The following is a 25,129-nucleotide window of genomic DNA, read 5'->3' as shown; positions in this document are numbered from 1 at the left end:
CTCCGTCGATGCTGATCCGCGGCCTGCTCCGGCTCTTGTCTTCCATCACGCACGGGAGCGTACTGAGACGGACACCAAGAGCAGGTCACGAGCGCGCCCGGTTACTCCCCGTCAGTCGAACGTCTCGTGGACGGCGTCCGGGACGTCCTCGTCCAGCTCCACCCGAACCCGCTCGATCGTGCCGGTGAAGGGGAAACCGCGCGGATAGTCCCAGCTCACCGGCGACAGCGCGTCGCGTCCCAGCACCAGGCCCTGCCAGCCGATCAGGTAGCGGGCGGTCGTGAGCGGCTCCTTGCCGCCGTCGGGGCGGCCGTCCACGGCCAGGGAGGCCACACCCTGGCAGGGGCCGGTCCTGGTGAAGATCATCGACAGGACGTGGTCGCCCAGCGGCAGCGGGTGCTCGCCGTGCACGCGGTAGCGGGTGCCCTGATGGTTGTACTCGTAGTGGAGCCGGCCCGCTGCCACGTACAGGACGTGACCGCCGTTCACGTCACCCTGGGAGATCAGCACGCCTTCGTCGCCCTCGCGCAGCCGTACCTCGGCGTCGATGCGGTACGAGCGGTCGTAGATCAGCGGCGTGACCCCGCCCGGGATGCGGCTCATCTCCGGGTAGAGCACGAAACTCCGCCGCCTCCTGGGCGAGGCCGCGCTGTGGTATTTCGCGGCGCGTTCGGCGAAGTTGCGGTCGTCCAGAGGGAAGACGCCGTACCGGTCGGCCTCGGACCACCAGCGGCCGATCAGCTCATGGAGCACGTCGGGGCGCTCGGCCGCCAGGTCGTGGCACTCGGAGAAGTCGTCGTCCAGGTGGTACAGCTCCCACCGGTCGTCGTCGTAGGAGGTGCCGCGCTCGTGGTAGGCCACGGCCTTCCAGCCCTCGTGCCAGATCGCGCGGTGCCCGTACATCTCGAAGTACTGGGTGGGGCGGCTGGTCGGAGCCGTGGCGCCGTCGAAGGTGTAGCGCATGGACACGCCGTGCACGGGCAGCTGCGCGAGCCCCCGGTACGTCTGCGGCATCTCGGCGCCGACGACGTCCAGGATCGTCGGGGTCACGTCGATGACGTGGTGGAACTGCGTCCGTACGCCTCCCTCGGGGACCCGCCCCGGCCACGAGACGATGAGCGGGGCCCGGACGCCCCCGGCGTGCGTGTTCTGCTTGTAGCGCTTGAGCGGCGTGTTGCCCGCCTGCGCCCAGCCCCAGGGGTAGTTGCCGTGGCAACGGAAGCCGCCGATCTCGTCGAGGCGGGCGAAATTGTCGGCGTGGGAGACGGCGTCGCCGTTCTCGTAGGCGATCGAGTTGGTGTTGCCGAGCGCGCCGCCCTCCTGGCTGGCGCCGTTGTCCGACAGGAGCACGATCAGCGTGTTCTCGCGGGTGCCGATGTGCTCCAGGTGGGCGACGAGCCGGGCGAGGTGGGCGTCGGTGTGCTCCAGCATCGCGGCGAACGCCTCCTGCAGCCGGGCGGCGACCGCGCGTTCCTCCTCGGGGAGCTCGGCCCAGGGCCGCACCCCGTCGTTGCGGGGCGCCAGCGCGGTGCCGGGCGGGATGATCCCGAGCTCGACCTGCCGGGCGTGGCGGCGCTCCCTGGTCACGTCCCAGCCCTCGTCGTAGCGGCCCAGGTAGCGCCGCAGGTACTCCTCGGGCGCCTGGTGCGGCGCGTGGCCGGCCCCCATGGCCAGGTAGAGGAGGTACGGCTTGTCCGGCCCCACCGACTTGTGGTCGGAGACGCAGGCGATGGCCCGGTCGACGAGGTCCTCGGTGAGGTGGTAGCCCTCCTCCGGCGTCCGCGGCGGCTCCACCCGGTGGTTGTCCTGGACCAGCTCGGGAAAGTACTGGTCGCTGATGCCCTCGAGGAAGCCGTAGTAGCGGTCGAAGCCCCGGCCCAGCGGCCACTGGTCGTAGGGGCCGATCGCGCTGGTCCGGTCCATGGGCGCCAGGTGCCACTTGCCGAAGGCGTAGGTGTTGTAGCCGGTGTCGCGCAGCACCTCGGCGATCGTGGCCGCGCGGTGGGTCACGGTGCCGCGCTTGCCGGGGAAGCCGCTGTCGGCGTTGGACAGCAGGGACATGCCGACGGCGTGGTGGTTGCGGCCGGTGAGCAGCGAGGCGCGGGTGGGCGAGCACAGCGGCGTGACGTGGAAGTTGGTGTAGCGCAACCCGCCGGCGGCCAGGGCGTCCATCGTGGGGGTGGCGATCTCGGATCCGTAGCAGCCGAGGCTGCCGAACCCGACGTCGTCGAGGACGACCACGATCACGTCCGGCGCGCCCTCTCGGGGCCTGGGCGGCTGCGGCCACCACGGCGTGGAGTCCTGGTAGGTACGTCCCACGTGCCCCGAGGTCATGCATGCATCCTTTCTTCGAGCTGGCGCAGGGTCAGGCCGCGGGTCTCCGGGGCCAGTTTGAAGGTCACCGCGGCGTTCAGCACGGCCAGGGCCGAGATGACCAGGAAGGAGACGGCGCCGAGCGCCTCGAACATGCTGGGCAGCGCCAGCGTGCCGACCACGCTGCCCGTCTTGCCGACCATGTTGACGATGCCGACGGCCCGCCCCCGCACCCCCGCCGGGAACAGCTCGGGCGCCCAGGAGTAGAAGGCCAGCGAGGTGCCGCCGTTGATCACCGCGATCGTGACGGCGAAGGCCGCCAGCACGAGCCACGAGGTGCCGAACCCGGCCCAGATGACGAACGTGCACGCGGCGGCGACGGCCGTGCCGGTGATCGCGATGAAGCGGCGGCCGATCGACTCGATCACCCACAGGCAGACGATCAGGCCCAGGATCACGGCCAGCGCCGTCGTGCAGGCGGTGAACAGCAGCGAGGTGAACGTGCTCGGCGTGACGATGCGTTTGATCAGGGTGGGCTGGTAGAGCAGGATGGCCGAGCCGTACAGGTTGTTGCAACCCCAGTACACGCAGAGCATGACCATCATGATCGCCAGCGGCCGGCGGAACAGCATCCGCAGCGGGGCCGGCTGCCCGCCGCCCGTCGCGGCGGGCTCGGGCGAGCCCGCCTCGCCGGAGGTGGCGTACCGCCAGGCGGCCACGGCCTCCTCGTGGCGGCCATGGGCCCGCAGCCAGTACGGCGACTCCGGCGTACGGCGGCGCAGGAAGAGCAGCAGCACCGCCGCGACGGCCCCGGTCGCCATCACCCAGCGCCAGTGCTCCACCCCGGAAGCGGTGAAGACCAGCAGCGTGACGGCGATGGCGGTCAGCGCGCCCAGCATCCAGGCCACGCCGCCCAGGCCGGTGAACGTCCCGCGCCTCCTGGACGGGATGAACTCCGTGATCAGGGCGGCCGAGGCCGGCATGTCCGCGCCGATCGCGAACCCGACGAAGAACCGCAGCGCGATGAGCTGCCACACGTCGTTCACGAGCAGGAAGCCGAGCGAGGCCAGCACGAAGACGGCCATCGAGGCGAAGAACACCGGCCGCCGGCCGAAGCGGTCGGTCAGCGGGCCGGTCAGCAGGGAGCCGAGGGCCATCCCGACGAACGCGGACGCGCCCACCAGGCCGAGGACGCCGGGGTCCGGGGAGAGCTCGGGCACGATGCCGAGCAGGGCCCCGGACAGGACCAGCAGGTCGTAGCCGTCCACGTAGTAACCGCCGATGGCGGTCAGCGCTATCCTGCGCTGACCTCTGGTCATGCGTCCGGCATCGAACTCCACAATCTCGCTCGTCATATTCCGGGAATTTAGGACAGGCGCAATCATTCGTCTATTGCCATGGCCCGGCTCAAAACCATACGTTTTCCGGATGATCGAACGCCTGGACCTGCAGCTGAGCTGGCTGGCCACCTTCGTGGCGGTCGTGGACCACGGGGGCTTCACCGCCGCGGGGCGCGTCCTGGGCCGCTCGCAGCCCCGGGTCAGCGCGCACGTCGCCGCCCTGGAGCAGGCGCTCGGCGACACGCTGCTCATCCGTACCAGCAAGGAGGTCACGCTCACCGCCGCCGGCGCCAGGTTCCTGCCCAAGGCCCGCGCGGCGCTGGCCGCGATCCAGACCGGAGTGGACGAGGTGCGGACCCTGCGCGCCGAGCTCAAGGGCCGGGTCACGGTGGGCGGTTACCCGGGGCTGAGCGCGGTGCTCCTGGCGCCGCTGATGCAGCGGTTCAGGCGGCTGCACCCCGGGGTGACAGTGGTGCTGCGCGAGGGCGACCCGCCGCAACTGGAGGAGGCCATCGCCCGCGGCGAGCTCGACATCGCGCTGCGCACCTCGGACGTGCCGCAGGTGTACCACAACGTCCCCTCCGCGCACCTGTTCCACGAGAAGATCGTGCTGGTGGCCCCGAAAGGCCACCCGCTGGCCACGGCCTCGCCGGTGGACCTCAGGCTGCTGTCCCAGGAGACCGTCATGGTCACCGGCGACCCGTACGCCGGCTGGGCCGACTACCGCGACCGGCTCGACCGGGTCGGCGCCGACCCCGTCGAGATCATGGTGATCGCGCAGGCCACCACGATCTCGTCCATGGTGGCGGCCGGTCTGGGGGTGGCGATCCTGGGCGCGTTCGCCGCGCAGGTCGCGGTGTTCGGGGACGACGTGGTGACCCGGCCGCTGCCGGCCCCCTTGTGGCAGCGGGAGATCCGCGTCTACCGGAAGGCCGGACGCGTGTCCACCAGGCCGGTGGACGCCTTCCTCGACCTCCTCCACCAGGAGGCCCCGGCCCTGACCGCCCGTACCGCCGCCTGGCCGCAGTGACCCGCCGCTAGGAACGGCGCCGGAAGTAGCAGATCGTGGCGGTGGCCAGGGCGGCGCCCCAGATCGGCCAGAAGCACTCCGGGAGCCAGGCACCCCATTCGTCCAGGGTGAACCGGCCGGCGATCGTGGACCTGATGTAGGTCAGCCCGGCCACGGTGACGACGATCGAGACGAACCCGGCGGGGATGACCGCCAGCAGGGGCGGCACCCGCCTGCCGCGCAGGCCGGCGATCCAGCGCGGGAAGACCTCGCCCCACCGCTGCGTCAGCCCGAGCGTGAGCACGCCGCCGAACGCGCCGAAGGTCGCCAGGTACGCGCCGGCCAGCCACAGGCCGTCCTCTCCCTGGGCGAGGAACTCCGGGGTCACGCCGAGCGGGATGCCCAGGGCCCAGGCCCACCGGGTCAGGCAGTACACCAGCGGCACCGCGACCGCCACGTACACGGCCCGGCGCCCCCGCTCGGGGGTGAACCAGCGCGCGGCATCCCGGCCGCGGCCGTACGACAGCGCCGCGGCGGCCAGGAGCAGCCCGCCGAGCACGCAGACGAGCTGGTTGAGCACCGGCCACGGCCAGGCGTCGGCGAGGGTGACGCCGCCCAGGCTCCAGCCGAACAGCGGCGCGACCAGCAGGAGGGGCGTGTAGGCCAGGCCCATCATGAGCCGGGAGTCGGGGACGACCAGGATCAGGAGCACGGCGATCGGCCAGGCCAGGTAGAGCGGGGCTCGGCCGCCGTCGCCGCGGGCCAGCGCCAGCGCCGTCACCAGGGCGAGCAGCGCGACGGCGGCGATCCACCAGCCGAAGCTCGGCGTCGCGCCGGCCAGGACCGACAGCGCCCCGTCCGGGTCGGGGTCCGAGGCGCCCCAGGGGAAGCCGGGCGTTCCCAGCGCCCACGCCGCCCCGAGCAGGCCGTAGCCCAGCGCCCACAGCGCCGCCGCGTAGCCGCGACGGCCGGAAGTGAGGGTTTCCATGCGATCAAGCCTCGCGGGGGCCCGGTCGCCGGGGCCAGATGCCGTTCGGCACCTCCTGACCCCGGCGACCGTGCCGTTCGGCACCTAGGAACGGTTTCCCACGAAGACCGGAGGAGTCCGGTCCTTCCAGGGCATCGCCTGTTCCAGGTGGGCGGCGATCCGGAACAGCAGATCCTCGCGGCCGTAAGGGGCGACGATCTGCACGCCGACGGGCAGCCCGTCGGCGTGGCCGAGCGGCAGGCTGATCGCGGGCTGCCCGGTGACGTTGAACAGCACCGTGAACGGCCCGTAGCCGTCGAGCGACTCCAGCCAGCTCGTCAGCGTGTGTTCGGGATCGTCGTAGCGCAGCGTGCCGTGCGGCGCGGGCAGGCGGGCCAGCGTGGGGGTGACGAGCAGGTCGTGCTCGGTGAAGAACGCGCCCGCGGAGCGGGTGACCCGGTTCTGGACGTCGAAGGCGGCCAGCAGGTCCAGCCCGGTGTACTCCCGCGCCACCCGCAGGGCCTGCCGGGAGACGGCCTCCATCCGGGCCGGGTCCGGCTGTCTGGGTGCCAGGAGCAGCGTGGAGGCGATGGCCACGCTTTCGGCCACCAGGCTGCGCATGACCGCCTCCTGGTCCACGTCCGGGGCGGCCTCGGTGACGTGGTGCCCGGCCCGCTCCAGCGCGTGGCCCACGCGGAGCGCCGCCTCGGCCACCCGGCCGTCCACCTCGGCCCCCGACCAGGCCTTGGTGGTCACCGCCACCCTCAGCCGGCCGGGGTCGGCCCCGACCTCGTCGGCGTACCGTCGCCGCGGGGGCGGCGCGGTGTACTTGTCGCCGATGCCGGGTCCCTGGACGGCGTCCAGGAGGTGCGCGGCATCGCGGACGGTCCGCGTGAGCGCGAACTCGTACGACATGCCGAGCATCGCCTCGCCCGCGTCGGGCCCGCAGGTGATCCGGCCGCGGCTCGGCTTGAGCCCGACCAGCCCGCAGCATGAGGCCGGGACGCGGATGGACCCGGCTCCGTCGCTGGCGTGCGCGACGGGCACCGCGCCGGCGGCGACCAGGGCGGCCGCGCCGCCGCTCGACCCGCCCGCGCCCCTGTCCAGGTCCCAGGGGTTGCGGGTGGGCCCGTACCTGAGCGATTCGGTGGCGAAGCTGAGGCACAGCTCCGGGACGGTGGTCAGGCCCAGCGTGACCAGGCCGGCGGCCCGGAAGCGGGCCATCAGCTCGGTGTCGCGCCCGGCGACGATGCCCGGCAGGGCCCGGCTGCCGAGAGTGAACGGCACCCCCTCGGCCACCGGCCCGTGGTCCTTGATCAGGAACGGCACCCCGGCGAACGGCCCGTCCCCGGCGTGGTCCAGCGCCGGCCTGAAAATTGGCAGGGCCAGGCCGTTGACCTGCGCGTCCGCCTGCTCCAGGGCCCGCCGGGCGGTGGCCTCGACCTCGCCGGCGGTGACCTCGCCCGACCTGATCAGGTCGCGGATCCCGACGGCGTCGTACCTTGCGTATTCGTCAAGCTCCATGAAGAGCCTCTTTCTGGCGTCCTCGATCACATGTGGCGGTGGGCGGCGCCCGGGGCGCCGCCGATGACGAACAGCCTGAACAGCGGCGATGGCCGCGAATCGGGGGCCATCCCCTGCTGTGATCGAGGTGCTTCTACGCTCGGTACATCACGACTCATGGTGGCGGGTGACGCCCAGGGCCGTCGAGCGGTTTTCCCCGCGACCGGGGTCCTCCCGGCGCACGGCTCGTGCGCCGGGAGGGCGGGCCGGCGTCAGTCGGCGGCGTGCCCGGAGCGCTTCCACGGGCCGGTGATGGCGAACACGTGGCCGGGCGACTGGATGTTGGCGAACAGGATGCGGCCGTCGGCGCTGAAGGTCGGGCCGGTGAACTCGCTGTCGTTGAGGTCGTTGCGGGCCAGCGGGTACGACTTGCCGTGCGCGCTGACGCCCACCAGGTGCTGGATGCCCTCACCGTCTTCGGCGAGAATCACCCCGCCGTACGGGGAGACCGTGATGTTGTCGGGTCCGTCGTAGTTGGTGTCCTGGCTCGGGTCGGGGTTGACGCCGAAGATGACCTTGAGCGTGACCGTCTCGGTGCGCGGGTCGTAGAACCACACCTGGCCGTCGTGCTCGTTGACGCTGCCGTCGGTGTGCCGGGCGAAGCTGGCCACGAAGTACGCGCCGCCGTCGCCCCACCAGGCGCCCTCCAGCTTGCGGCTGCGGGTGACCTGGTCGTTGGCGAACTGCAGGCGTACCGACTGGGCCTTCGCGTCACGGTCGGGCACCTCGACCCAGCGGGCCTTGAAGCGCGTGCCCGGCTCGGTCGCCTCCGACAGGTCGGCAATGTGCGTGTCGTCCCGGTAGCAGCTCAGCGCCTCCAGCTTGCCCGCGGTGTCGCCGCCCTCGGACAGCGCCAGCGCCCGCAGCGCGCCCTTGCGGCCGTGGAACTTCCTCGGCGGGGTCCACCGGTAGTAGAGCCCGTTCGGCCCGCCGGCGTCCTCGGTCAGGTAGATCGCCGACGTCCTCGGGTCGACGGCGACGGCCTCGTGCGAGTAGCGGCCGAGGAACTTCAGCGGCACCGGGTCCTGGTTGGCCTCGCGGTCGAACGGGTCGACCTCGAAGACGTAACCGTGGTCCTTCTGGTAGGCCCCGCCGGCGCGCTGCTCGGTCTCCTCGCAGGTCAGCCAGGTGTTCCACGGGGTCTTGCCGCCGGCGCAGTTGTTGTGGGTGCCGGCCAGGCTGACGTATTCGCGGATCCGCTCGCCGTGCGCGTCGACGTCGATGTTCGTGGTGCCGCCCCCGGCGCCGGGGTCGTAGGTGAGGCCGGGCAGCGCCGGCACCCGATACGGCTCGCTGCCTCCGATCTCGTGGTTGTTGACCAGCGTGGCACCCCGGCCGTGCGGGAAGGCCGCGGTGCCGTCGGCGTCGCTCGGGGTCGGCTCGCCGCTCTCCAGCAGCGTCACCCCCGCCTCCGCGACGACGCGGTAGGAGAATCCGGCGGGCAGGGCAAGGATGCCGGCCGGGTCGGCGACCAGCGGGCCGTAGCCGAGCGGGGGCCGGGTGGCGGCGAGCGCGGCGGGACCGGCGATGGTCTCGATGCTGCCGGCTAACGCGATGCCAAGGCTCCCCGCCGCGGTGCGGCCGAGGAAGGAACGACGAGAAACAGGTGAGGACACGGGACATCTCCTCTAGCGTCTGGGCGCTTGTACACCAGCCGACCCAACGATGCCACGGAGACGGCCGCCGCGCCGCCCGCAGTCCGCATGATGAACGCCGAATGAACAACCGGTTCCGTCCGGCTCCCTGGTGAGCGGGTCGGGGTTCGAAATTCTCACGACGCGGATAACAGTTGAAGAACGGACGATGGCGGGTCCGTGGTGCGGTGCATCAGCATGGAAACGTGACAGTCATTTCCGCCAGGCGGCGATCGACCGGGCGCCGGGGGCCGTACGTGGCCCGCGCGGTGGCCCAGCTGTTGTCCTGGCCGGCCCTGGAGCTGAGCGACACCAGGCGTGGCATGGCCTTCACCGTCCGCGGCACCGAGATCCTGCGCCTGACCGGCGCGGACGAGGTGCGCCTGTGCCTGACGGAGCCCGCGATCGAACGGCTGGAGCCGTACCTGCGCGACTGCGATCAGGTCCAGGTGGACGCCGACCACGCGTGGGTGACCCTGAGGGTCGAGGCCGAGCCGGACCTCGATCTGCTGCTGGCGCTGACCAGCGTGGCGATCAAGGCGCACGCAGCCTCGGAGGTCGCCTGATATCGGGCATGGGCCGCCCGCCCATGGTGACTGATTTATACCGAAAAAGTGCTCTATGGTGCGGGCTTTGGAGCGTGCTATGACAAAGTCATGGCGTACGACGAGCGCCTCGAACGTGAGGCGATCCAGGACGTGGTGACCAGGCTGGTCGCCAGATTCACCGGAACGCGTTCGGCCGAGCAGGTCGAGGCGGCTGTGCGGACGGCCTATGACCGATTCGCCGACAGCCCGGTGCGCGATTTCATCCCGGTGCTGGTGGAACACGATTCCAAGGAGCTGCTGCGCGGCTCCAGGGAACTGCTGCGCGGCGGCACCAGCTGACGGGGCCGCCCGACGGGTGACGGTCTCCCTTTCCGGGGTAGCTGAGCCGGCGGAACACGACAGGCTCGGCGCGGGGAGCGGGGATGTACTACGACCAGTTGCTCAAGATCGTGGAGCAGCAGACCGGGGCGGGACCCCAGGTCGCCGAACGCGCCGTGCAGGCCACGCTCCGTACGCTCTCCGAGCGGCTCTCCAAGGACGAGAGCCGCGATCTGCTCAGGGAGCTGCCCCCGGAGGCGATGCCCTGGCTCTACACCGAACGGGACCCCGAGACCTTCGGCGTCGAGGAGTTCCTGCGGCGGGTGGCCGAGCGCGCCGGGGTCGACGTCGAGGCGGCCGGGCGGCACACCCGCGCGGTCTTCTGGGCGATGGGGCAGGCGGTGAGCCCCGAGGAGTTCGCCGACATGGCGGCCGACCTCCCGGACGACTTCGAGGCCCTGGTCGCGGAGGCCGGACGCGGGTACGTCGAGATCGTGCCGGCCGGGGAGTTCCTGGCCGGGGTCGCGGAACGGGCCGGGCTCGACTACTCAGGAGCGCGCCGGGCCACCGAGGCGGCGCTGGAGACGCTCGCCGAGCGCATCGCCCCGGGCAAGGTCGAGGACCTGGTCGGCCAGCTGCCCGTCCAGCTGCACGCGCCGCTGAAGCGCGGGGTGGGCGGAGGTTCCGGCCGGGAGCTCCCGCTGGAGGAGTTCGTCCGCCGGATCGCCACGCGCGAGGGCGTCTCCCCCGAGCGGGCTCGCGAGCACGCCAAGGCGGTCTTCACCATGCTGCGCGAGTCGATCGCCGGCGAGGAGTACGCCGACCTGGCGGGCCGGCTGCCCGACGAATACCGGACCCTGCTACCACGTCCCTGACAATCACCATTTACACGAATATTTGGCGACTGTACGAGCAGAATGCCTTTCATGGTCACCTCGATCAAGCGGCTACGGCAGGGGCTCGCCATCCGGGTGATGCGGGCGGCCAGGGCGGCGAACCGGAGTCCCCTGGCCCGCAGGCTCCTGCGCGGTCGCAGCATCCGGCGCTTCGCCCTGGTCAACCGGCTCTACCACACGGTGTTCCGGCTGGGGGTGGCCACCGGCGACCGCGACGCCGAGGCGCGTTACCGGGGTGTCGTGCTGACCGGCCCCGCGTGGGATGCGACGATCATGCCTTCGGTCTCGGCGGGGTACTACGAGGAGTTCGAGGTCGGCGTCTTCGAGCGGCTGGCCTCGATCAGCCGTTCCGTCCTCGACGTGGGGGCGAACATCGGCGTCTACACCTGCACCGGCGCGGCGCGCCTGCCCGAGGACGGCAGCCTGATCGCCTTCGAGCCGGTGCCGGAGAACATCGGTTACCTGCGGCGCAACGTGGAGCGCAACGACCTCGCCGCCCGCGTGACCATCGAGCCCGTGGCCGTGGGGGCGGCGCCGGGCCGGCTGACCGTGCACCTGTCGGGCGAGCAGACGGGCAAGCACTCGGCCGCCGCGGCAAACGTCGGCACCGCCGCCGGCACCCTCACCATGCCCATGACCTCGATCGACGCCTACCTCGCCGACGGCGGCCTGGGCCCGCCCGACCTCATCAAGATCGACGTCGAGGGGTACGAGGGCTTCGTGCTGCGGGGCGCGGCCGAGAGCCTGGCCGCGCTGCCGGCGCTGCTGTTCGAGGTGCATCCCGAGCTCCAGGAGAACTGCGGCTGCGCCGCGGGCGAGCTGCTCGACCTCGTCTTCGACCGCTACCCCTGGGTCTTCGTGATCGACGAGCTGGACAACGTCCTGCGGCCGTGCACGCGGTCCGAGCTCGACGACCCGCACGCGATCGGCCTCTACCGCTCCAACCTCGCCGCCGTCGGCAGGCCGGAGCACCTCGACGCGTTGCGGCAGTGGCACGGCCTCGGCTCATCCTGAGGGATCACTGAGGGACCACTGAGGGATCACGGCTCGGCCCTGCCGGTGGCCCAGGCCCACGCGGCGATGGCGACCCGGTTCCTGGCGTCGATCTTGCGCTGGATCGCGGCGATGTGGTTCTTGACCGTGCCCGGCGCGAGGAAGAGCTCCGCGGCGATCTCGGCGTTGGTCCTGCCGTGCGCCACCATCGCCACGATCTCGTCCTCGCGCTCGGTGAGGACGACGCGCGGCGCCCCGGGGGGTGTCTCGGGCAGGCCGCGCTGCCGGAGCAGCCGGACGGTGAGCTGGGGGCTGATGAGCATGTCGCCGTTCATCGCGGCCCGGACGGCCTCGACGAGCAGCGCGGGGCCGGAGCGCTTGAGGATGAATCCTGAGGCGCCGTGCCGCAACGCCGCGTCGACGTACTCGTCCAGCCCGAACGTGGTGACGATCACGACGTGGATGCCGCTGCCCGCCAGCGCGCGGGCCACCTCGATGCCGTCGGCCCCGGGCATGCGGATGTCGGCGAGCACGACGTCGGGCCCGATCGCCCTGGCGGTCTCGATCGCGGCCCGGCCGTCGGCGGCCTCGGCCACGACGGTCATGTCGGGCTGGGCGTCGAGGATCAGCCGGAAGGCGGCGCGGATGCCTTCCTGGTCGTCGGCGATGAGGATGCGGATGGCCACCCCGGCGATTGTGCCAGCGGCAGGCGGGCGGCCAGCGACCACCCGTCCGGTACGGCCCGCGCCACCAGGTCACCGCCCTGCTCCCGGACGAGCGCGGCCAGCGCCGGCAGGCCGGAGCCGCCTCGCCGGCCGCCCCGCGTTCCCGCCACGCCGTCGTTGGTCATGGTGATCTCGAGCGCGCCGGACCCGGCGGTCACGGCGAGGTCGACCCGGGCCGCCCCTGGGGCGTGCCGCCGTACGTTGGTCAGCCCCTCGATCACGATCCGGTAGGCCAGGGCCCCGGTGTCGGCGGGCACCGCCGGCAACGCGTCCATGCGCAGGCGGACCTCGGCGGGTCCCGCCTCGGAGAAGCGCTCGGCGGCGGCGCGGATGCCGTCGAGGTCGCCCGCGGGGGTGAGGGGCCGGTCGTGGTGCAGCGTGTCCAGGGTCCGGTCCAGCATCGACAGGGCGCGCTGGCCGGCCGCCTCGACGCGTTCGAGGGCGTCCAGCGGATCGCCCGCCACCATGCCCGCCTGGGCGTGCGCCACCATCTCGCTGATGTCGTGGGCGACGAAGTCGTGCAGGTCCCGGGCCAGCCGCAGCCGCAGCTCGGTCCGGGCGTCGGCCGCCGCGCGCGCCTGCCGTACGTCGAGGAAGCGCAGGTAGCCGCCCACGGCGGCGGCCAGGAGCGCGCCCAGGCCCCAGAACGCGGACGCGCCCACCGCTTCCAGCCACGAGACCGGGAAGAAGAACCGCAGCAGCCAGACGGCCCCGGCCAGGCCCGCCGCCGACGCGGCCGGGGCCGCCCGCCGGGGCGGCGCGTACCGGACGACCAGGCCGGCCAGCGCCGCGAGCGCCAGCCCCTCGGCCATCCCCAGCGCGTCGGAGCCCGGCGCCGCCTCCACCGCGCCCATGACGTGGGCGAGCGTGACGGCCAGGGAGACGGCCGCGGCCAGGAGCGTCAGCTCGGGCAGGCGCGACCTGAGCCGCGGGCGGAACGACGTGGCCGCCACCAATGAAACCGCGAACGAGACCGCGGCCAGCGCCGGTACGGCGTCGGCGACCCACATCAAGCTCACCGGACCGACGATACGCGCAGACCGGACACCGACCGGAACTCCCCGCGTGCTCACCGCAACTTTGGCGGATCCTGGGGCATCTAACCCGCCGTGGAGGCGCTGATCGCGGGGGATCCGCAGCAGATCGGGGACTACTGGCTGGCCGGGCGGCTCGGCGCGGGAGGTCAGGGGGTCGTCTACGACGCCTACGACCCCGACGGGCGGCGGGTGGCGGTGAAGGTGCTGCACGCGGCGGGCGACCGCGGGCGCTTCGCCAAGGAGGCGGCCGCGGCGGAGCGGGTGGCCTCGTTCTGCACCGCCCGGCTGCTGGCGGCCGATCTCGACGGCGGCAAACCGTACCTGGTCTCGGAGTACGTGGCGGGCCCGAGCCTGCGCGAGGCCGTACGGGAGGGGCGGCGCTTCACCGGCGACGACCTGCACCGGCTGGCGACGGCGGTGGCCACGGCTCTCACCGCGATCCACGAGGCGGGAGTCGTCCACCGCGACCTGAAGCCGGACAACGTGCTGCTCGGCCCGGACGGGCCGCGCGTGATCGACTTCGGCATCGCCAGGACGGCGGAGATGTCGCTGACCAGGACCGGCGAGCTGGCCGGAACGCCCGGTTACATGGCACCTGAGGTGCTGACCGGGCAGCGGGCGGGGACGGCGGCCGACGTCTTCGCGTGGGCCGCGATCATGGTGTTCGCGGCCACCGGGCAGGACGCCTTCGGCGGCGAGAACCTGGGCGGCGTCATGCACCGCGTGCTGACGCACCACCCCGACGTGAGCGCGCTGCCCCCGGGGCTGGCCACGCTGATCGAGGCCGCGCTGGAGAAGGATCCGCGGGCCCGGCCGTCCGCCCGCGACCTGCTGCTGGCGCTGGTCAGCGGCGACGGTTCCGACGTGGGCGGGCTGCTGGCGGCCGGCAGCCGCCGCGCCGGGGGGATGCGGGCGCCCGACCGGGACGACCCCGCGCTGGGCGCGATCGCCGAGGACGCCTACGGCTCGCTCGGCCCGGAGGCGCGCGACCTGGCGGCCGAGGTGTTCCTGCGGCTGGTGGCGGTGAACGCCGAGGGCCAGGAGACGCTGCGGCGGGCCGGCCACGAGGAGCTGTTCGGCGGCCGGCCGGACCACGAGGCGGCGGCCGTCCAGCGGATCCTGGAGGCGTTCTCGTACGTGGTCACCACCAGGGACGGGTCGGTGGCGCTGGCGCGTCCCGGCCTGGTGCGGGCCTGGCCGCGCCTGCGGACGTGGATGGAGGCCGAGCGCGCCGGGCTGGCGATGCTGGACGAGATCAACGCGGCGGCGCGGCACTGGGAGGAGCACGGCCGGCGCGACGGCGACGTGCTGCAGGGCAGCCGCCTGGAGCAGGCGCTGAGCTGGGCGGCGACCGGCCGCAGGCACCTGACGCTGACCCCGTTCGAGCGCGATTTCCTGCGTGCGGGCACCGAGCTGACCAGGAGGCGCAGCCGGCGCAGGACGCTGGTCACGTCGGCGCTGGCCGGGCTGCTGGCGGTGGCGCTGGTGGCGGGCGGGCTGGCCGTGTGGCAGCGCCGGCAGGCCGTCGAGCGGCTCGACATCCTGACCGCCAAGCAGGTGGCGGCCGAGTCCGACCGCATGCGCACCGCCGATCCGGGCCTCGCGATGCTGCTCAGCGTGGCCGCGTACCGGGTCTCGCCGCAGCCGGAGGCCCGCTCCAGCCTGATGGGCTCGCTCCAGCAACTGGAGACGGCCGCATTCCGCGACCCCCCGGTCAAGGGCATGGGCCGGCGGACGCTGAGCCGCGACGGGCGCACGCTGGTCAGCTTCAGCGAGGGCGGCGTCAACGTCTACGACGTGCGCACCGGCAGGCGGACGGCGAGCTGGCCCGGCATGACCCTGCGCGGGACGATCATCCAGGGCCCCGCGCTCAGCCGCAGCGGGCGCCTGCTCGCCCAGACCACCACGGACGAGCTCGGCGTCTGGGACCTGAAGACCGGCAGGACGCTGGTGCGCAGATCTCTTGAGCCGACCGGGAACGGCGGCTACGGCGTCGTGTTCGGCGAGCACGAGACGACGCTCGTCGTCACCATGGCCGACGACGTCCCCTTCCTCATCGACGTGACCACCGGGAAGCAGTTCGGCCGGATGGTCTACGCGGACCGGACGATGGCGCAGACCCCCGCGCCGCTCGTGGATCCGACGGGGAAACACCTGCTGCTGCCCGGCTACCGGTTCGACCAGATCGGCCTGCCCGGCTGGACCACCGAGCGCCCCTTCCCCGCCTGCGTGAAGAGCCACGTCATGGCGGCCTACAGCGCGGACGGAAAGACCCTGGCCTGCTCCGACGTCGCGGGCGACATCGTCCTCGTGGACGCCGTCACCGGGCGCCCGCACAAGCTGAAGGAAACGCTGAACTGCGGGATCTGCCACGACTCCGGACGGCTCCGGTTCAGCGCCGACGGGCGCTACATCGCCGGCTTCTACGGCCGCGACCTGGAGGTCATGCGGATCAGCGACCAGCGGACCGTCCTGCGCTACCGCGCCGAGGGCGAGTTCGGCGACGTCCGCTTCGACCCCGACGGCAGGACGCTGCGCTACCTCGTCGACGACACCGTCATCAGCGTGGACCTCGTGCCGCGCACCCCGTCCGTCGCCGTGCCCGACACCCCGAGGCTCAGCCGCGACGCCCACTGGGCGGTGTCCTGGACGAACGGTGCCGAGCTGAGCGTGTTCGACCTGCGGACGCGTAAGGAGGCGGGCCGCCTGCGTGTCGGGGAGGAAGGGTCCATCCTGGGCATGGACGACGCCGGCACCAGGCTGGCCGTCGCCGGCATGGACCGCACGATCACCCTGTGGGACCTGGCGAGCAGGAGGAAACTCTGGTCCAAGCGGGTGGGGGAAGGCGACTACCAGCCGGCGTACGTCAACTTCACCCCCGACGGGCGCAGGATCGCCATCACCCTCCTGCTGGGCGAGAGTCCGTTGATGAGCGTGGTCGTGCTGGACGCCGCCGACGGCCGCGCGGTGGCCGCGTACAAGACCCGGCTGAGCATCGGCCCCTTCCTTCCGGGACGGCAGGTGTTCGTCTCGGGGGACGGCAGGCTCGTCGACGTGATGACCGGCAAGGCCGTCGGCTCCGGGCTCGGCGACGCCGGCACGCTGGCCGTCAGCCGTGACGGGCTCCTGGCCGTCCAGGAGTCCGCCACCCACCGGATCGGGCTGTGGGACGTCAAGGGCCCGACCCCGCTGCGTCCCGTCCTGCCCCGCGCCGCCGGCGCCAGCGACGTCATGGTCTTCTCGCCGGACGGCAGGACCCTCGCCACGTCCACCGACGAGGGCGTGCTCGAGCTCTGGGACGTCCGGTCCAGGCGCCGGCTCGGCAGCTCGTACCGGGTCGGGGAGTTCGCCCCCTCGTCCATGGCCTTCGGCGCCGACGGGAGCGTCCTGTACGTCGGCATGCAGGACGGCCTGGAGGCCGGGGCCGTGCGCGAGGTGCCCGTCGGCGACGCGCTGATGATCGGGAAGGTGTGCGCGCGGGCGGGTCGCACGCTCACGCCCGCCGAATGGGACCGGTACCTCCAGGACGTGCCGTACCAGGACGTGTGCGCGGCCCGGTAACAGAATGCATGTCTCTTGCTCTTGCAAACTACTCGCAATTAGGCTTCGCGTATGCATCACGACGGACCTGGCATCACCGCGATATCCGCCCAGATCATCGACCTCTACCAGCGTTGCTACGCCGCCCCGCCGTGGTCGGAGACTCCCGAGCAGCTCGGCCGCTACCCCGCCAAGCTCGCCGCAGGCGCCGCCAAACCGGGTTTCAGCGCGCTGACCACGACCGACGACGCCGACCGGCTCACCGGTGTCTGCTACGGCTGGCCGACCCCGGACGAGCTGAGCGGCAACCGCGTCTATGACGCCCTCGTCACGGCCTTCGGCCTGCCCGCGGCGACCGCGCTGACCCGCGGCGCCTTCGAGGTCGTCGAGCTCTTCGTCCACCCCGGCCACCAGGGTCAGGGGATCGGCGCGCGGCTGCTCGACGGGATGACCGCCGGCCGGCCCTCAGCCTGGCTCATCACCGACCCCGGCGCGCCCGCCGCCGGCCTCTACCGCAGGCTCGGGTGGCGGGAGGCGGGCCCGCTGCCGGCCGGCTTCTACCCGCAGTCGCGGGCGTCGGTCTTCACCCTGACGCATCCGGACGCGTGACGCCCGGGTCTAGATCCAGCCGCGCTCCCGGGCCGCCAGCCCCGCCTGGAAGCGGGTGATGGCGTTCAGCTCCTGCATGACGGCGTGGATGCGGCGCTGAACGGTGCGCAGCCCGAGCCCCAGCGCCCGCGCTATGGCCTCGTCCGTCAGGCCGCCCGCGAGCAGCGCGAGCAGGTCCCTGGTCAGCCCGTCGGGCTCGCCGGGGCCGGGGGCGGGCCGGGGCTCCCCGCGCAGCGGGAACCCCCGCCGCCACTCGAGCTCGAACAGCGCGATCAGCGCGTCGAGCAGGGCGGACCGGTGCAGGATGAACGCCGCGTCGATGGAGTACGCCCCGTTGCGGATGGGGATCAGCGCGAGCGCGTCGTCGGCGATCCACATCTTGGCCGCCGCCCCGGCCACCACGCGGGCCTTCTCGCCGTGGGCCACGGAGTCCTGGACGAGCCGCAGCTTGCCGGGCAGCGCCAGCGACTCCAGGTCGTACACGCTGCGGTAGTCGATGCCCGACCTGAGCATGCGCCGCTCGCGCTCGACGTTGTCGGCGTGGCCGCGCATGACGTACGGGGGCTTGTCGATGTTGCGGAACATGGTCTGCGCGCTGTCCTGGAGCGCGTACGCCCTGCTGATGATGTTGTCGGTCCCCGTGACGACCTCGACCTGCTCGGCCGGGTGCGCCGCGTAGCGGGAGGCCAGGTGGAACGACGTGGTGAGCTCGTGGATGGCCGTGCGCACCTGGTGGAGCTCCTCCTCCTGGCGGGTGAGCAGCGGCCTGAAGGCGATGTCGGGGGCGACGGCGACGTAACGGGCGCGGCGGCCCGGCAACCTGCTGGCCAGGCCGCGCCGCGCGAAGGCCGCCAGCGTCCGGGCCGCCAGGGGCGTCGAGACGCCGCAGTGGGTGGCGAGTTCGGCGGCGGATGATCGCGGGTTCTCGACGAGCGTCGCGTACAGGCGGCTCTCTGCCGGTGACAGGCCGATCGCTTTGAGCATCGGCGACGCCCTTCCTCCCGCCGCAGGGATGGCGGGTTACCGCCACCTGGCGGGTTTTGGCCCGTTCGGCGGACTTGTGCCCTGACTCAATCCCAGATTAGGTCAGCGAGGAAACGATCTCCGGCGTTTCCCAGGTCTGGAGAAAGGTGTGCGTATGCTGTCCACCCCCCGGCGCCGCGGACTCGTGGCCTTATTCGCGTCCTTACTCGCGGCGCCGCTCGCCGCGGTCCCGCAGGCGGCCGTCGCGGCGACCGTCACGACGGCGACCACGACGGCGACCACGGGGGCGGCCACGAGGGCGGCCACGAGGGCGAACGCGCCGGTGACCGGCCTGCCGGCGGTCAAGATCACGCTGATCACCGGGGACACCGTCACCTACGCGAAGGACGCCTCGGGCCGCGCCTCGGCCACGCTGGAGCCCGTCGAGGGTGCGGAGGCGCGGACGTACCAGGCTCAGCAGGACGACCACGGCTACTACGTGATCCCCGCTGACGCCGCCCCTTACGTCAGCGGGGGCCTGCTGGACAAGGAGCTGTTCAACGTCGACTACCTGGCGGCCAACGGCTACGGCGACGCCAAGACCGCGCAGCTGCCGCTCATCGTCCAGTACCAGCCGCAGACCAAGGCCGCCGACCTGGCGGGCAAGGCCAGGTCGCTGAAGGGCGGCACGGAGCCGATGGTGCTGGAGAGCATCGACGGCGCCGCGATCAAGGTGGACAAGAAGCAGGCCGCCGCGTTCTGGCAGTCCCTGGGAGGGGGCCGGAACGACGCCAGGGCCCTGACGAGCGGCCTGCGCAAGGTGTGGCTCGACGGCAAGGCCAAGGCGCTCGACGACGTCAGCAACCCGCAGATCGGCGCCCCCGCCGCCTGGGCGGCCGGCTACGACGGCACGGGCGCCAAGGTCGGCATCATCGACAGCGGCATCGACCTGGCGCACCCCGACCTGCAGGGCAGGGTCGTCGCGTCCCGCAACTTCGTCCCGGCCGGCATGCCGGGCGGCGGCAACCCCGACGAGGTCACCGACCGGGTCGGTCACGGCACCCACGTGGCGTCGATCATCGCCGGCAGCGGCGCCGCCTCCGGCGGCAAGTACAAGGGCGTCGCCCCCGGCACCAAGCTGACCATCGCCAAGGCCCTGGACGACACGGGCAGCGGCAACAACTCCGAGATCATCGCGGCGATGCAGTGGCAGGCGGCCACCGAGCGCGTCCGGGTGGTCAACATGAGCCTGGGCAGCAGCAACCCGACCGACGGCACCGACCCGCTGAGCCAGGCGGCCAACGAGCTGACCGCCGAGTACGGCACGCTGTTCGTGGTCGCTGCGGGCAACTCGGGCCCCGGCCGGTACACCATCGCCTCCCCCGGCGCGGCGACCTCGGCGCTCACCGTCGGCGCGGTGGACTCGGCCGACAAGATCGCTTCGTTCTCCAGCCGCGGCCCGCGCCTGAGCGAGGACTTCGCGATCAAGCCGGAGATCACCGCGCCCGGCGTGAACATCATCGCCGCGCGCGCGGCGGGCACCTCGCTCGGCGAGGGCAGCAGCGTCCCGGGCGGCGGCCCGATCGACGACAACTACACCGCGGCGTCCGGCACCTCGATGGCCGCCCCGCACGTGGCCGCCTCCGCCGCGATCCTCGCCGTCCAGCACCCCGACTGGACGCCCGAGCAGCTCAAGACCGCGCTGACGGGCACCGCGAAGCCGACCGACGGCACGGTCTACGACCAGGGCTCGGGCCGGCTGGACATCGGGCAGGCCGTCACCCAGCAGGTCTTCGACGACCTGGCGACGGTGCACGCGGGGTTCACCGACCCGTACACCGGCCAGACGCTGGCCAGGAAGGTGACCTTCCGCAACACCGGCAAGGACCCCGTCACGCTGGCCCTGTCGATGACGCTCAAGCGTGGTGACGCCCAGCCGCCCGCCGGGATGGCCACGCTCACCCCGTCGTCGCTGACCGTCCCCGCGGGCGGCACCGCGAGCGCGGACCTCACCATCGAGCCCACGCTCGGCGACCCCGGCTGGTACGAGGGCCGCCTGACGGCCACCGCGGGCACGACCCGGTTGACCGCGCCGATCGCCCTCCACAAGGGCGCCAAGCTGGACACCGTACGCGTCAAGCTGGTCGGAAAGCCGGAATGGACGCTCAACCCGGGGGTCCTGACCGCCCTCCGGGTCAGCGACACCGACCCGCTCCTCCAGGGCGAGCCGATGACCACGGCCACCGCGAACTGGCGGACCACCGACACGCCCGGCACGGTGGAGACCGAGCTCAAGCTCGCGCACGGCGGCGTCTACTCCATCGGCGACATGCCCTGGTGGTACACCAGGCCGGACCGGCAGATCCAGTACGCCACGCTGCTCGCCCCCGAGATCAAGCTCGACGGCGACACCACGGTGACCCTGGACGCGACCGAGCTCGAGCAGATCCAGGTGAGCACGCCGCGCACGTCGGAGCCGGTGTTCATGAACCTGATGGTCGCCCGCACGACCGCCTCGGGCCAGATGTACGCGGGCGCGTCGCTGCTCAGCTACGAGCCCGTGAACAGGGGCAGGTTCTGGGTCACGCCGGTGCGCAAGGCGCCCACGGTGGGCACCTCCACGGTGCTGTTCGACCAGATCCGCCGGGCGCCGGAGGTCGAGCTGGCCGTGCCGGGGCTCCGGCTCAACCCGCACTACGTCAGCGAGCACGACCCGCTGGTGCCGAAGTTCGCCGCCGACCAGCGCCTGAGCCTGACCACGGGCGACGACGTGCGCGGCGGCGCGGACGCGCGCGGCAAGCTCGTCTACCTTCCGGCCAGGGACTCGCTCGACCTCTTCACGGCCGACGTGGACCTGGCGATCAAGGTGGGGGCCGCCGGCGTGGTCACCAGCGACCGGTTCGCCTGGCTGCTCAGCGACTCGCACTACACGGACCACAACAAGATCCCGGTGCTGTGGATCGACAGCGGCGAGGCGGACCGGCTCGGCCAGGCCCTGGCCCGCAAGCCGTACCCGAGCGCCGCCCTGCGCGTCACGCCGACCACACCGTTCGAGTACAAGCTGGCCTACTACGTGAAGGGGACCACGGCGGGCAAGCTGAGCTTCGCCCCGAAGGCGCGCGACCTCACCGAGATCGACACCACCTACCACGCCCGGTTCGCCCCCCAGCCCGGCACGTGGGGCCCGTACACGAACTTCACCGAGGTCAACCACACCTACAACCCCGAGCAGCGCTTCAGCATCCGCGGCTCGCACGCCTTCGCCGGGCCCACGGCGAGGACCGAGTACTACAACGCGCCCGGCCGGGACGTGCTGTGGGAGCGTGAGTTCACCTTCATCGACCCTGCCTCGGGCGGCGCGCGCTTCGCCGCTTCGGCCCGCGGCTTCAACCACGCGACCAAGGAGCGGGAGGACTGGAACGAGGCCATCATGCCCTCGCAGTTCGCGGCCGGCGCCGGCCTGCCGGACTGGGTCACCCCCGTCATCTACTGCGACGGCTGCCGCCAGGGTGACCGGCTGCGGCTGCGCGCGCTCAGCCCGATCGGCTTCGGCTACTACTCCGACGCCTCCGACCCGACCCACATGTACCAGGGCGCGCCGGGGACCGAGGAGCTCCGGCTGTTCAGCGGCGCCGCCGAGGTCAAGCCGCAGTACGACGACCTGGGCGTGCCCTACTACGGCGTCCCCGCCGGGTCCGGCACGTACCGGCTGACGAGCTCGTGGAAGGACGCGTTCCCCGGCAAGCACGCCGGCACCGGCGTGGAGACCAGCTGGACGTTCCGCTCCGCCCGCCCCACGGGCGACAGCAACCCCTACCCCTGCCTGGACTCCGTGCTGTGGGAGGACAAGCAGCCCTGCGCGCAGGTGCCGATGATCCGGCTGCGGTACGAGCTCGGCCTGCCGGAGAACGACACGGTCCAGGGCGGCCGGCCGTTCGCCTTCACCGTCAGGACCGAGGGCGGCCGCTCGTCGTCGCTGCGGGCGGCCTGGATCTCCGGTGACAAGGGCGCGCACTGGACCCGGGCCACGGTGCTGCCCGGCGGCAAGGTGCTGGTGCTCAACCCCAAGGGCCCCGGCAGCATCTCGATCAAGGTCGAGGCGCAGGACAAGGACGGCAACTCCGTCCAGCAGATCCTCTCCGACGCCTACCTCGTGAAGTGAGCGCGGTAGCGGGGGCCGGGACACCCTGGCCCTCGCTACCTCGTGAAGTGACCGCGGGAGCGGGGGCGGGGGCGGGGACATCCTGGCCCCGCTCTCAGCCGCCGGGTCCTCTCCGCCGGATGGGAGCGGCGTCGCCGTTCCGGGGCAGATCGCCGCGCTCCACCGGGGCCGGTGGCGAGGGAGCGGGCGGGCCCGTGCCGGTCGCCGGGCGGGCGCCCTGCGCGGCCTGCTTCAGCACCGCCCGGTCCACCTGGCCGACCGGGCAGATCAGCCGGATGTGGTGGTCCTTGCGCACGGCGACGTACTCCTGCTCGCCGCCGTTCACGGCGTACCAGCCGCCGCCGTCGCGCTCGCACGTGCCCGTGCGCACGTACGGCCCGCGGTCGATCCGCAGCTCCACCCGCTTGCCGTCGGGCGAGGTGTAGACCGCGCCGAAACCGTCGTCGTTGATCACGCCGACCGACTGCTCGGACACTTCATACCCGGGCAGGTCCACGACGTACATCAGCTCGGGAGCCGCGCCCTGCCGCCGGGCCAGGTCCATGACCGCCCGGCTCAGCTCGGTGCCCCGGCGCGACGACACGATCAGGGCTTGCGCGCGATGCCGCCGAACATGAGGCGCTGGCCCACGGTCAGCTCCTCGGGGACGTCCGCCTCCGGACGCCACAACGGCAGCGGCACGACGCCCGGCTCCACCAGCTCGAACCCCTCGAAGAAACCGGTGATCTCCGCGACGGTGCGGAACCTGCCGGTGCCGAGGAGCGCGAGGTACTGCTTCTCCGCGTCGCGGGACTCCGCGCTCGAGTCGCAGAAGTGGGTGATGAAGAGGTAGCTGCCCGGCGGGACGGCGGCCATGTACGCATCGACGATCCCCTGCGGGTCCTCGTCGTCGTGCAGGTGGTGCAGGATGCCGACCAGCATCACGCCGACCGGGCGGTCGAAGTCGATGAGCTGCTTGACGGCCTCGTCGCCGAGGATCGCCACCGGGTCGCGCAGGTCCGAGGTGACCACCGCGGTGCGCTCGTTCTCGGCCAGGAGGGCCCGGCCGTGGGCCAGCACCATCGGGTCGTTGTCGACGTAGACCACGCGGGCCTCCGGGTTCGCGCGCTGCGCGACCTGGTGGGTGTTCTCCACGGTCGGCAGCCCCGAGCCGAGGTCGATGAACTGCGTGATGCCCTGGTCGATCATGAAACGGACGCCGCGGTCCAGGATCTGGCGGTTGTAGGCGGCCACGTCGTAGATCTCCGGGATGACCTTGACGATCTCCGCGACGAAAGCGCGATCGACCTCGAAGTTGTCCTTGCCGTGCAGGACGACGTCATAGGCCCTGGCGATGCTGGGCCTGGTCGTGTCGATCGCGCTCTTCCACTCATCCGACTTCTCGCCCACAGGTGCCCTTCCTCACGGAGTCGATCATCAGGATCATAGGGCGGATCCGGCCCGACAAATGCGCTTATCACCGCATTGTCGCCAGCCGTCTGCTTCGCCGCGCGGCACGCCGTACGCGCCGCGGCCCCGGAAGACGGCTTCGGCCCGGCCTCCCGGTCTAAGCTGATCACGGCGGTGAGCGAGCTGGCCCGCGACTGCTACGGACAGGGGGGCTGGTGGTCGAGCAGCCTCGGCATGGGCGGGGGGCGATGTGAAGTCCGTCCCCGATGAGCCGCTGCGGCGGATCCGCACGCTGGAGGGCGAGCTGGCCGACGCCCGCCAGGACGTGCTGGCCCTGGTCGCGGAGCTGGAGGAGCGCGACGTACGGCTCAGGCGGGCCCACCGGGCGATCTTCCGCGAGCTGGAGGACGCCCTGCGCCCGCCGATCCCGCACGTGGAGCAGGCGCGGCTGGCGGTCTACTACTCCTCATCCGAGGACGACGCTCCGACCGGCGGCGACCTCTACGACGTCGTGATCATGCCGGGCGGCGAACTGCACGTCGTCGTGGTGGACGCGGCCGGCCACGGCGTGGCCAGCACCCGCGCCGCGCTCAACATCATCCACGCCGTCCGCGTGCTCTCCCTGGCCGGGCTGCCGCTGGAGAACGTCGTGGAGCGCGCCGCGGCCATCCTGCAGCCGGTCTACCCCGATCTGGCCGGCACCGTACTGGTGGCCCGCTTCGACCCCCGTACCGGCGTGCTCCGGGTGGCCACCGGCGGCCACCCGCCACCGCTGATCGTGGCGCCCGGCGAGCCGGCGACGTACCTGGAGGCGTGGGGGCGCGGCCTCGGCTACCCGGATCCGGGCAGCGACCACGTGGCCGAGCGGTGGCTGGGGCCCGGCACGCTGGTGCTGTTCTACACCGACGGGCTGGTGGAGGCCCGGCGCGACCTCAACGCGGGGCTGGACGAGCTGGCCGAGCTGGCGGGCCGGCACCGGGACCTGCCGGTGGACGAGCTGACCGACACCCTCGTACGGATGATGCGCCGCGAGGTGCTGCACAGCGACGACACCCTGCTCCTGGCCATGCGCTGGACGCCGGCGCGCGAAAGTTGACCTGGAGCGCGCTCCAGCGGGCAGGGT

General features: G+C 72.4%; 19 protein-coding genes. 9 read left to right on the top strand and 10 right to left on the bottom strand.

Features of this window, described 5'->3' with window-relative positions; translation table 11 throughout:
• Positions 1–111: 111 nt before the first annotated feature.
• Both ABZX61_RS17395 and ABZX61_RS17390 read right to left on the bottom strand, forming a co-directional pair.
• Entirely contained in the window at positions 112–2,334 is a 2,223-nt protein-coding gene (locus ABZX61_RS17395) for an arylsulfatase (protein ID WP_355195540.1), read from the bottom strand.
• Positions 2,331–3,668 carry an MFS transporter gene (locus ABZX61_RS17390; protein WP_355195538.1) on the bottom strand — a complete coding sequence of 446 codons (1,338 nt, stop codon included), beginning with the start codon at positions 3,666–3,668 and terminating at the stop codon, positions 2,331–2,333. The genes ABZX61_RS17395 and ABZX61_RS17390 overlap by 4 nt, the downstream gene beginning before the upstream one ends.
• Positions 3,669–3,741: 73 nt before the next feature.
• Between ABZX61_RS17390 and ABZX61_RS17385 the strand changes: the two genes are divergently transcribed.
• On the top strand, positions 3,742–4,683 hold the full coding sequence (locus ABZX61_RS17385) for a LysR family transcriptional regulator (RefSeq protein ID WP_355195537.1): 942 nt from the start codon (positions 3,742–3,744) through the stop codon (positions 4,681–4,683).
• Between the two features lie 7 nt (positions 4,684–4,690).
• Here ABZX61_RS17385 and ABZX61_RS17380 read toward each other — a convergent pair whose 3' ends face one another.
• The 3 genes from ABZX61_RS17380 to ABZX61_RS17370 form a co-directional block, all read right to left on the bottom strand.
• The gene (locus ABZX61_RS17380; protein ID WP_355195535.1) at positions 4,691–5,650 is read right to left on the bottom strand and encodes a hypothetical protein; all 960 of its coding nucleotides are present in this window, start codon (positions 5,648–5,650) and stop codon (positions 4,691–4,693) included.
• Between the two features lie 84 nt (positions 5,651–5,734).
• Positions 5,735–7,153, bottom strand: coding sequence for an amidase (locus tag ABZX61_RS17375; RefSeq protein WP_350742905.1), 1,419 nt, complete (start codon positions 7,151–7,153; stop codon positions 5,735–5,737).
• Positions 7,154–7,404: 251 nt separating this feature from the next.
• Positions 7,405–8,808 carry an alkaline phosphatase PhoX gene (locus tag ABZX61_RS17370; protein ID WP_355195532.1) on the bottom strand — a complete coding sequence of 468 codons (1,404 nt, stop codon included), beginning with the start codon at positions 8,806–8,808 and terminating at the stop codon, positions 7,405–7,407.
• 224 nt (positions 8,809–9,032) lie between these two features.
• Between ABZX61_RS17370 and ABZX61_RS17365 the strand changes: the two genes are divergently transcribed.
• The 4 genes from ABZX61_RS17365 (at position 9,033) to ABZX61_RS17350 (ending at position 11,602) form a co-directional block, all read left to right on the top strand.
• Complete coding sequence (locus ABZX61_RS17365) at positions 9,033–9,392, top strand: luciferase family protein (protein ID WP_350742907.1); 360 nt, start codon at positions 9,033–9,035, stop codon at positions 9,390–9,392.
• Positions 9,393–9,482: 90 nt separating this feature from the next.
• A complete protein-coding gene (locus ABZX61_RS17360) occupies positions 9,483–9,713 on the top strand; it encodes a three-helix bundle dimerization domain-containing protein (protein WP_355195530.1) in 231 nt (76 codons plus the stop codon).
• An 83-nt stretch (positions 9,714–9,796) separates the two neighbouring features.
• Positions 9,797–10,567, top strand: a complete 771-nt coding sequence (locus ABZX61_RS17355; protein WP_355195528.1) for a DUF2267 domain-containing protein — start codon at positions 9,797–9,799, stop codon at positions 10,565–10,567.
• Positions 10,568–10,618: 51 nt separating this feature from the next.
• Positions 10,619–11,602, top strand: a complete 984-nt coding sequence (locus ABZX61_RS17350; RefSeq protein ID WP_355195526.1) for an FkbM family methyltransferase — start codon at positions 10,619–10,621, stop codon at positions 11,600–11,602.
• 26 nt (positions 11,603–11,628) lie between these two features.
• On the opposite strand, the gene ABZX61_RS17345 is transcribed toward ABZX61_RS17350, so the two are convergent.
• On the bottom strand, positions 11,629–12,267 hold the full coding sequence (locus tag ABZX61_RS17345; RefSeq protein WP_355195524.1) for a response regulator transcription factor: 639 nt from the start codon (positions 12,265–12,267) through the stop codon (positions 11,629–11,631).
• Positions 12,207–13,325 carry a histidine kinase gene (locus ABZX61_RS17340; RefSeq protein WP_355195522.1) on the bottom strand — a complete coding sequence of 373 codons (1,119 nt, stop codon included), beginning with the start codon at positions 13,323–13,325 and terminating at the stop codon, positions 12,207–12,209. The genes ABZX61_RS17345 and ABZX61_RS17340 overlap by 61 nt, the downstream gene beginning before the upstream one ends.
• 90 nt (positions 13,326–13,415) lie before the next feature.
• Here ABZX61_RS17340 and ABZX61_RS17335 point away from each other — a divergent pair, with 90 nt between their 5' ends.
• Together ABZX61_RS17335 and ABZX61_RS17330 are read left to right on the top strand one after the other, a co-directional pair.
• Positions 13,416–16,904 (top strand): WD40 repeat domain-containing serine/threonine protein kinase, encoded by a 3,489-nt coding sequence (locus ABZX61_RS17335; RefSeq protein ID WP_355195520.1) that lies wholly within the window; start codon positions 13,416–13,418, stop codon positions 16,902–16,904.
• A gap of 51 nt (positions 16,905–16,955) precedes the next feature.
• Complete coding sequence (locus ABZX61_RS17330) at positions 16,956–17,492, top strand: GNAT family N-acetyltransferase (RefSeq protein WP_355195518.1); 537 nt, start codon at positions 16,956–16,958, stop codon at positions 17,490–17,492.
• Between the two features lie 9 nt (positions 17,493–17,501).
• On the opposite strand, the gene ABZX61_RS17325 is transcribed toward ABZX61_RS17330, so the two are convergent.
• Positions 17,502–18,476, bottom strand: a complete 975-nt coding sequence (locus tag ABZX61_RS17325) for a helix-turn-helix domain-containing protein (protein ID WP_355195516.1) — start codon at positions 18,474–18,476, stop codon at positions 17,502–17,504.
• A gap of 154 nt (positions 18,477–18,630) precedes the next feature.
• On the opposite strand from ABZX61_RS17325, the gene ABZX61_RS17320 reads away from it, so the two are divergent.
• Entirely contained in the window at positions 18,631–22,617 is a 3,987-nt protein-coding gene (locus ABZX61_RS17320) for a S8 family serine peptidase (protein WP_355195514.1), read from the top strand.
• 94 nt (positions 22,618–22,711) lie between these two features.
• Here ABZX61_RS17320 and ABZX61_RS17315 read toward each other — a convergent pair whose 3' ends face one another.
• Together ABZX61_RS17315 and ABZX61_RS17310 are read right to left on the bottom strand one after the other, a co-directional pair.
• Positions 22,712–23,200: a hypothetical protein gene (locus ABZX61_RS17315; RefSeq protein ID WP_355195512.1), complete on the bottom strand. Its 489-nt coding sequence runs from the start codon at positions 23,198–23,200 to the stop codon at positions 22,712–22,714.
• Positions 23,201–23,202: 2 nt separating this feature from the next.
• On the bottom strand, positions 23,203–24,006 hold the full coding sequence (locus ABZX61_RS17310) for an SAM-dependent methyltransferase (RefSeq protein WP_355195510.1): 804 nt from the start codon (positions 24,004–24,006) through the stop codon (positions 23,203–23,205).
• A 250-nt stretch (positions 24,007–24,256) separates the two neighbouring features.
• Between ABZX61_RS17310 and ABZX61_RS17305 the strand changes: the two genes are divergently transcribed.
• Positions 24,257–25,102, top strand: coding sequence for a PP2C family protein-serine/threonine phosphatase (locus ABZX61_RS17305; protein ID WP_350742927.1), 846 nt, complete (start codon positions 24,257–24,259; stop codon positions 25,100–25,102).
• The last annotated feature ends 27 nt before the right edge of the window (positions 25,103–25,129 follow it).

Origin of the sequence: Nonomuraea sp. NPDC003709 (genome assembly GCF_040610775.1) — a bacterium.
GTDB classification, from domain to species: Bacteria; Actinomycetota; Actinomycetes; order Streptosporangiales; family Streptosporangiaceae; genus Nonomuraea; species Nonomuraea angiospora_A.
Note: the sequence above shows the minus strand (reverse complement) of the source record. Positions and strands in the feature narration are given on the sequence as shown.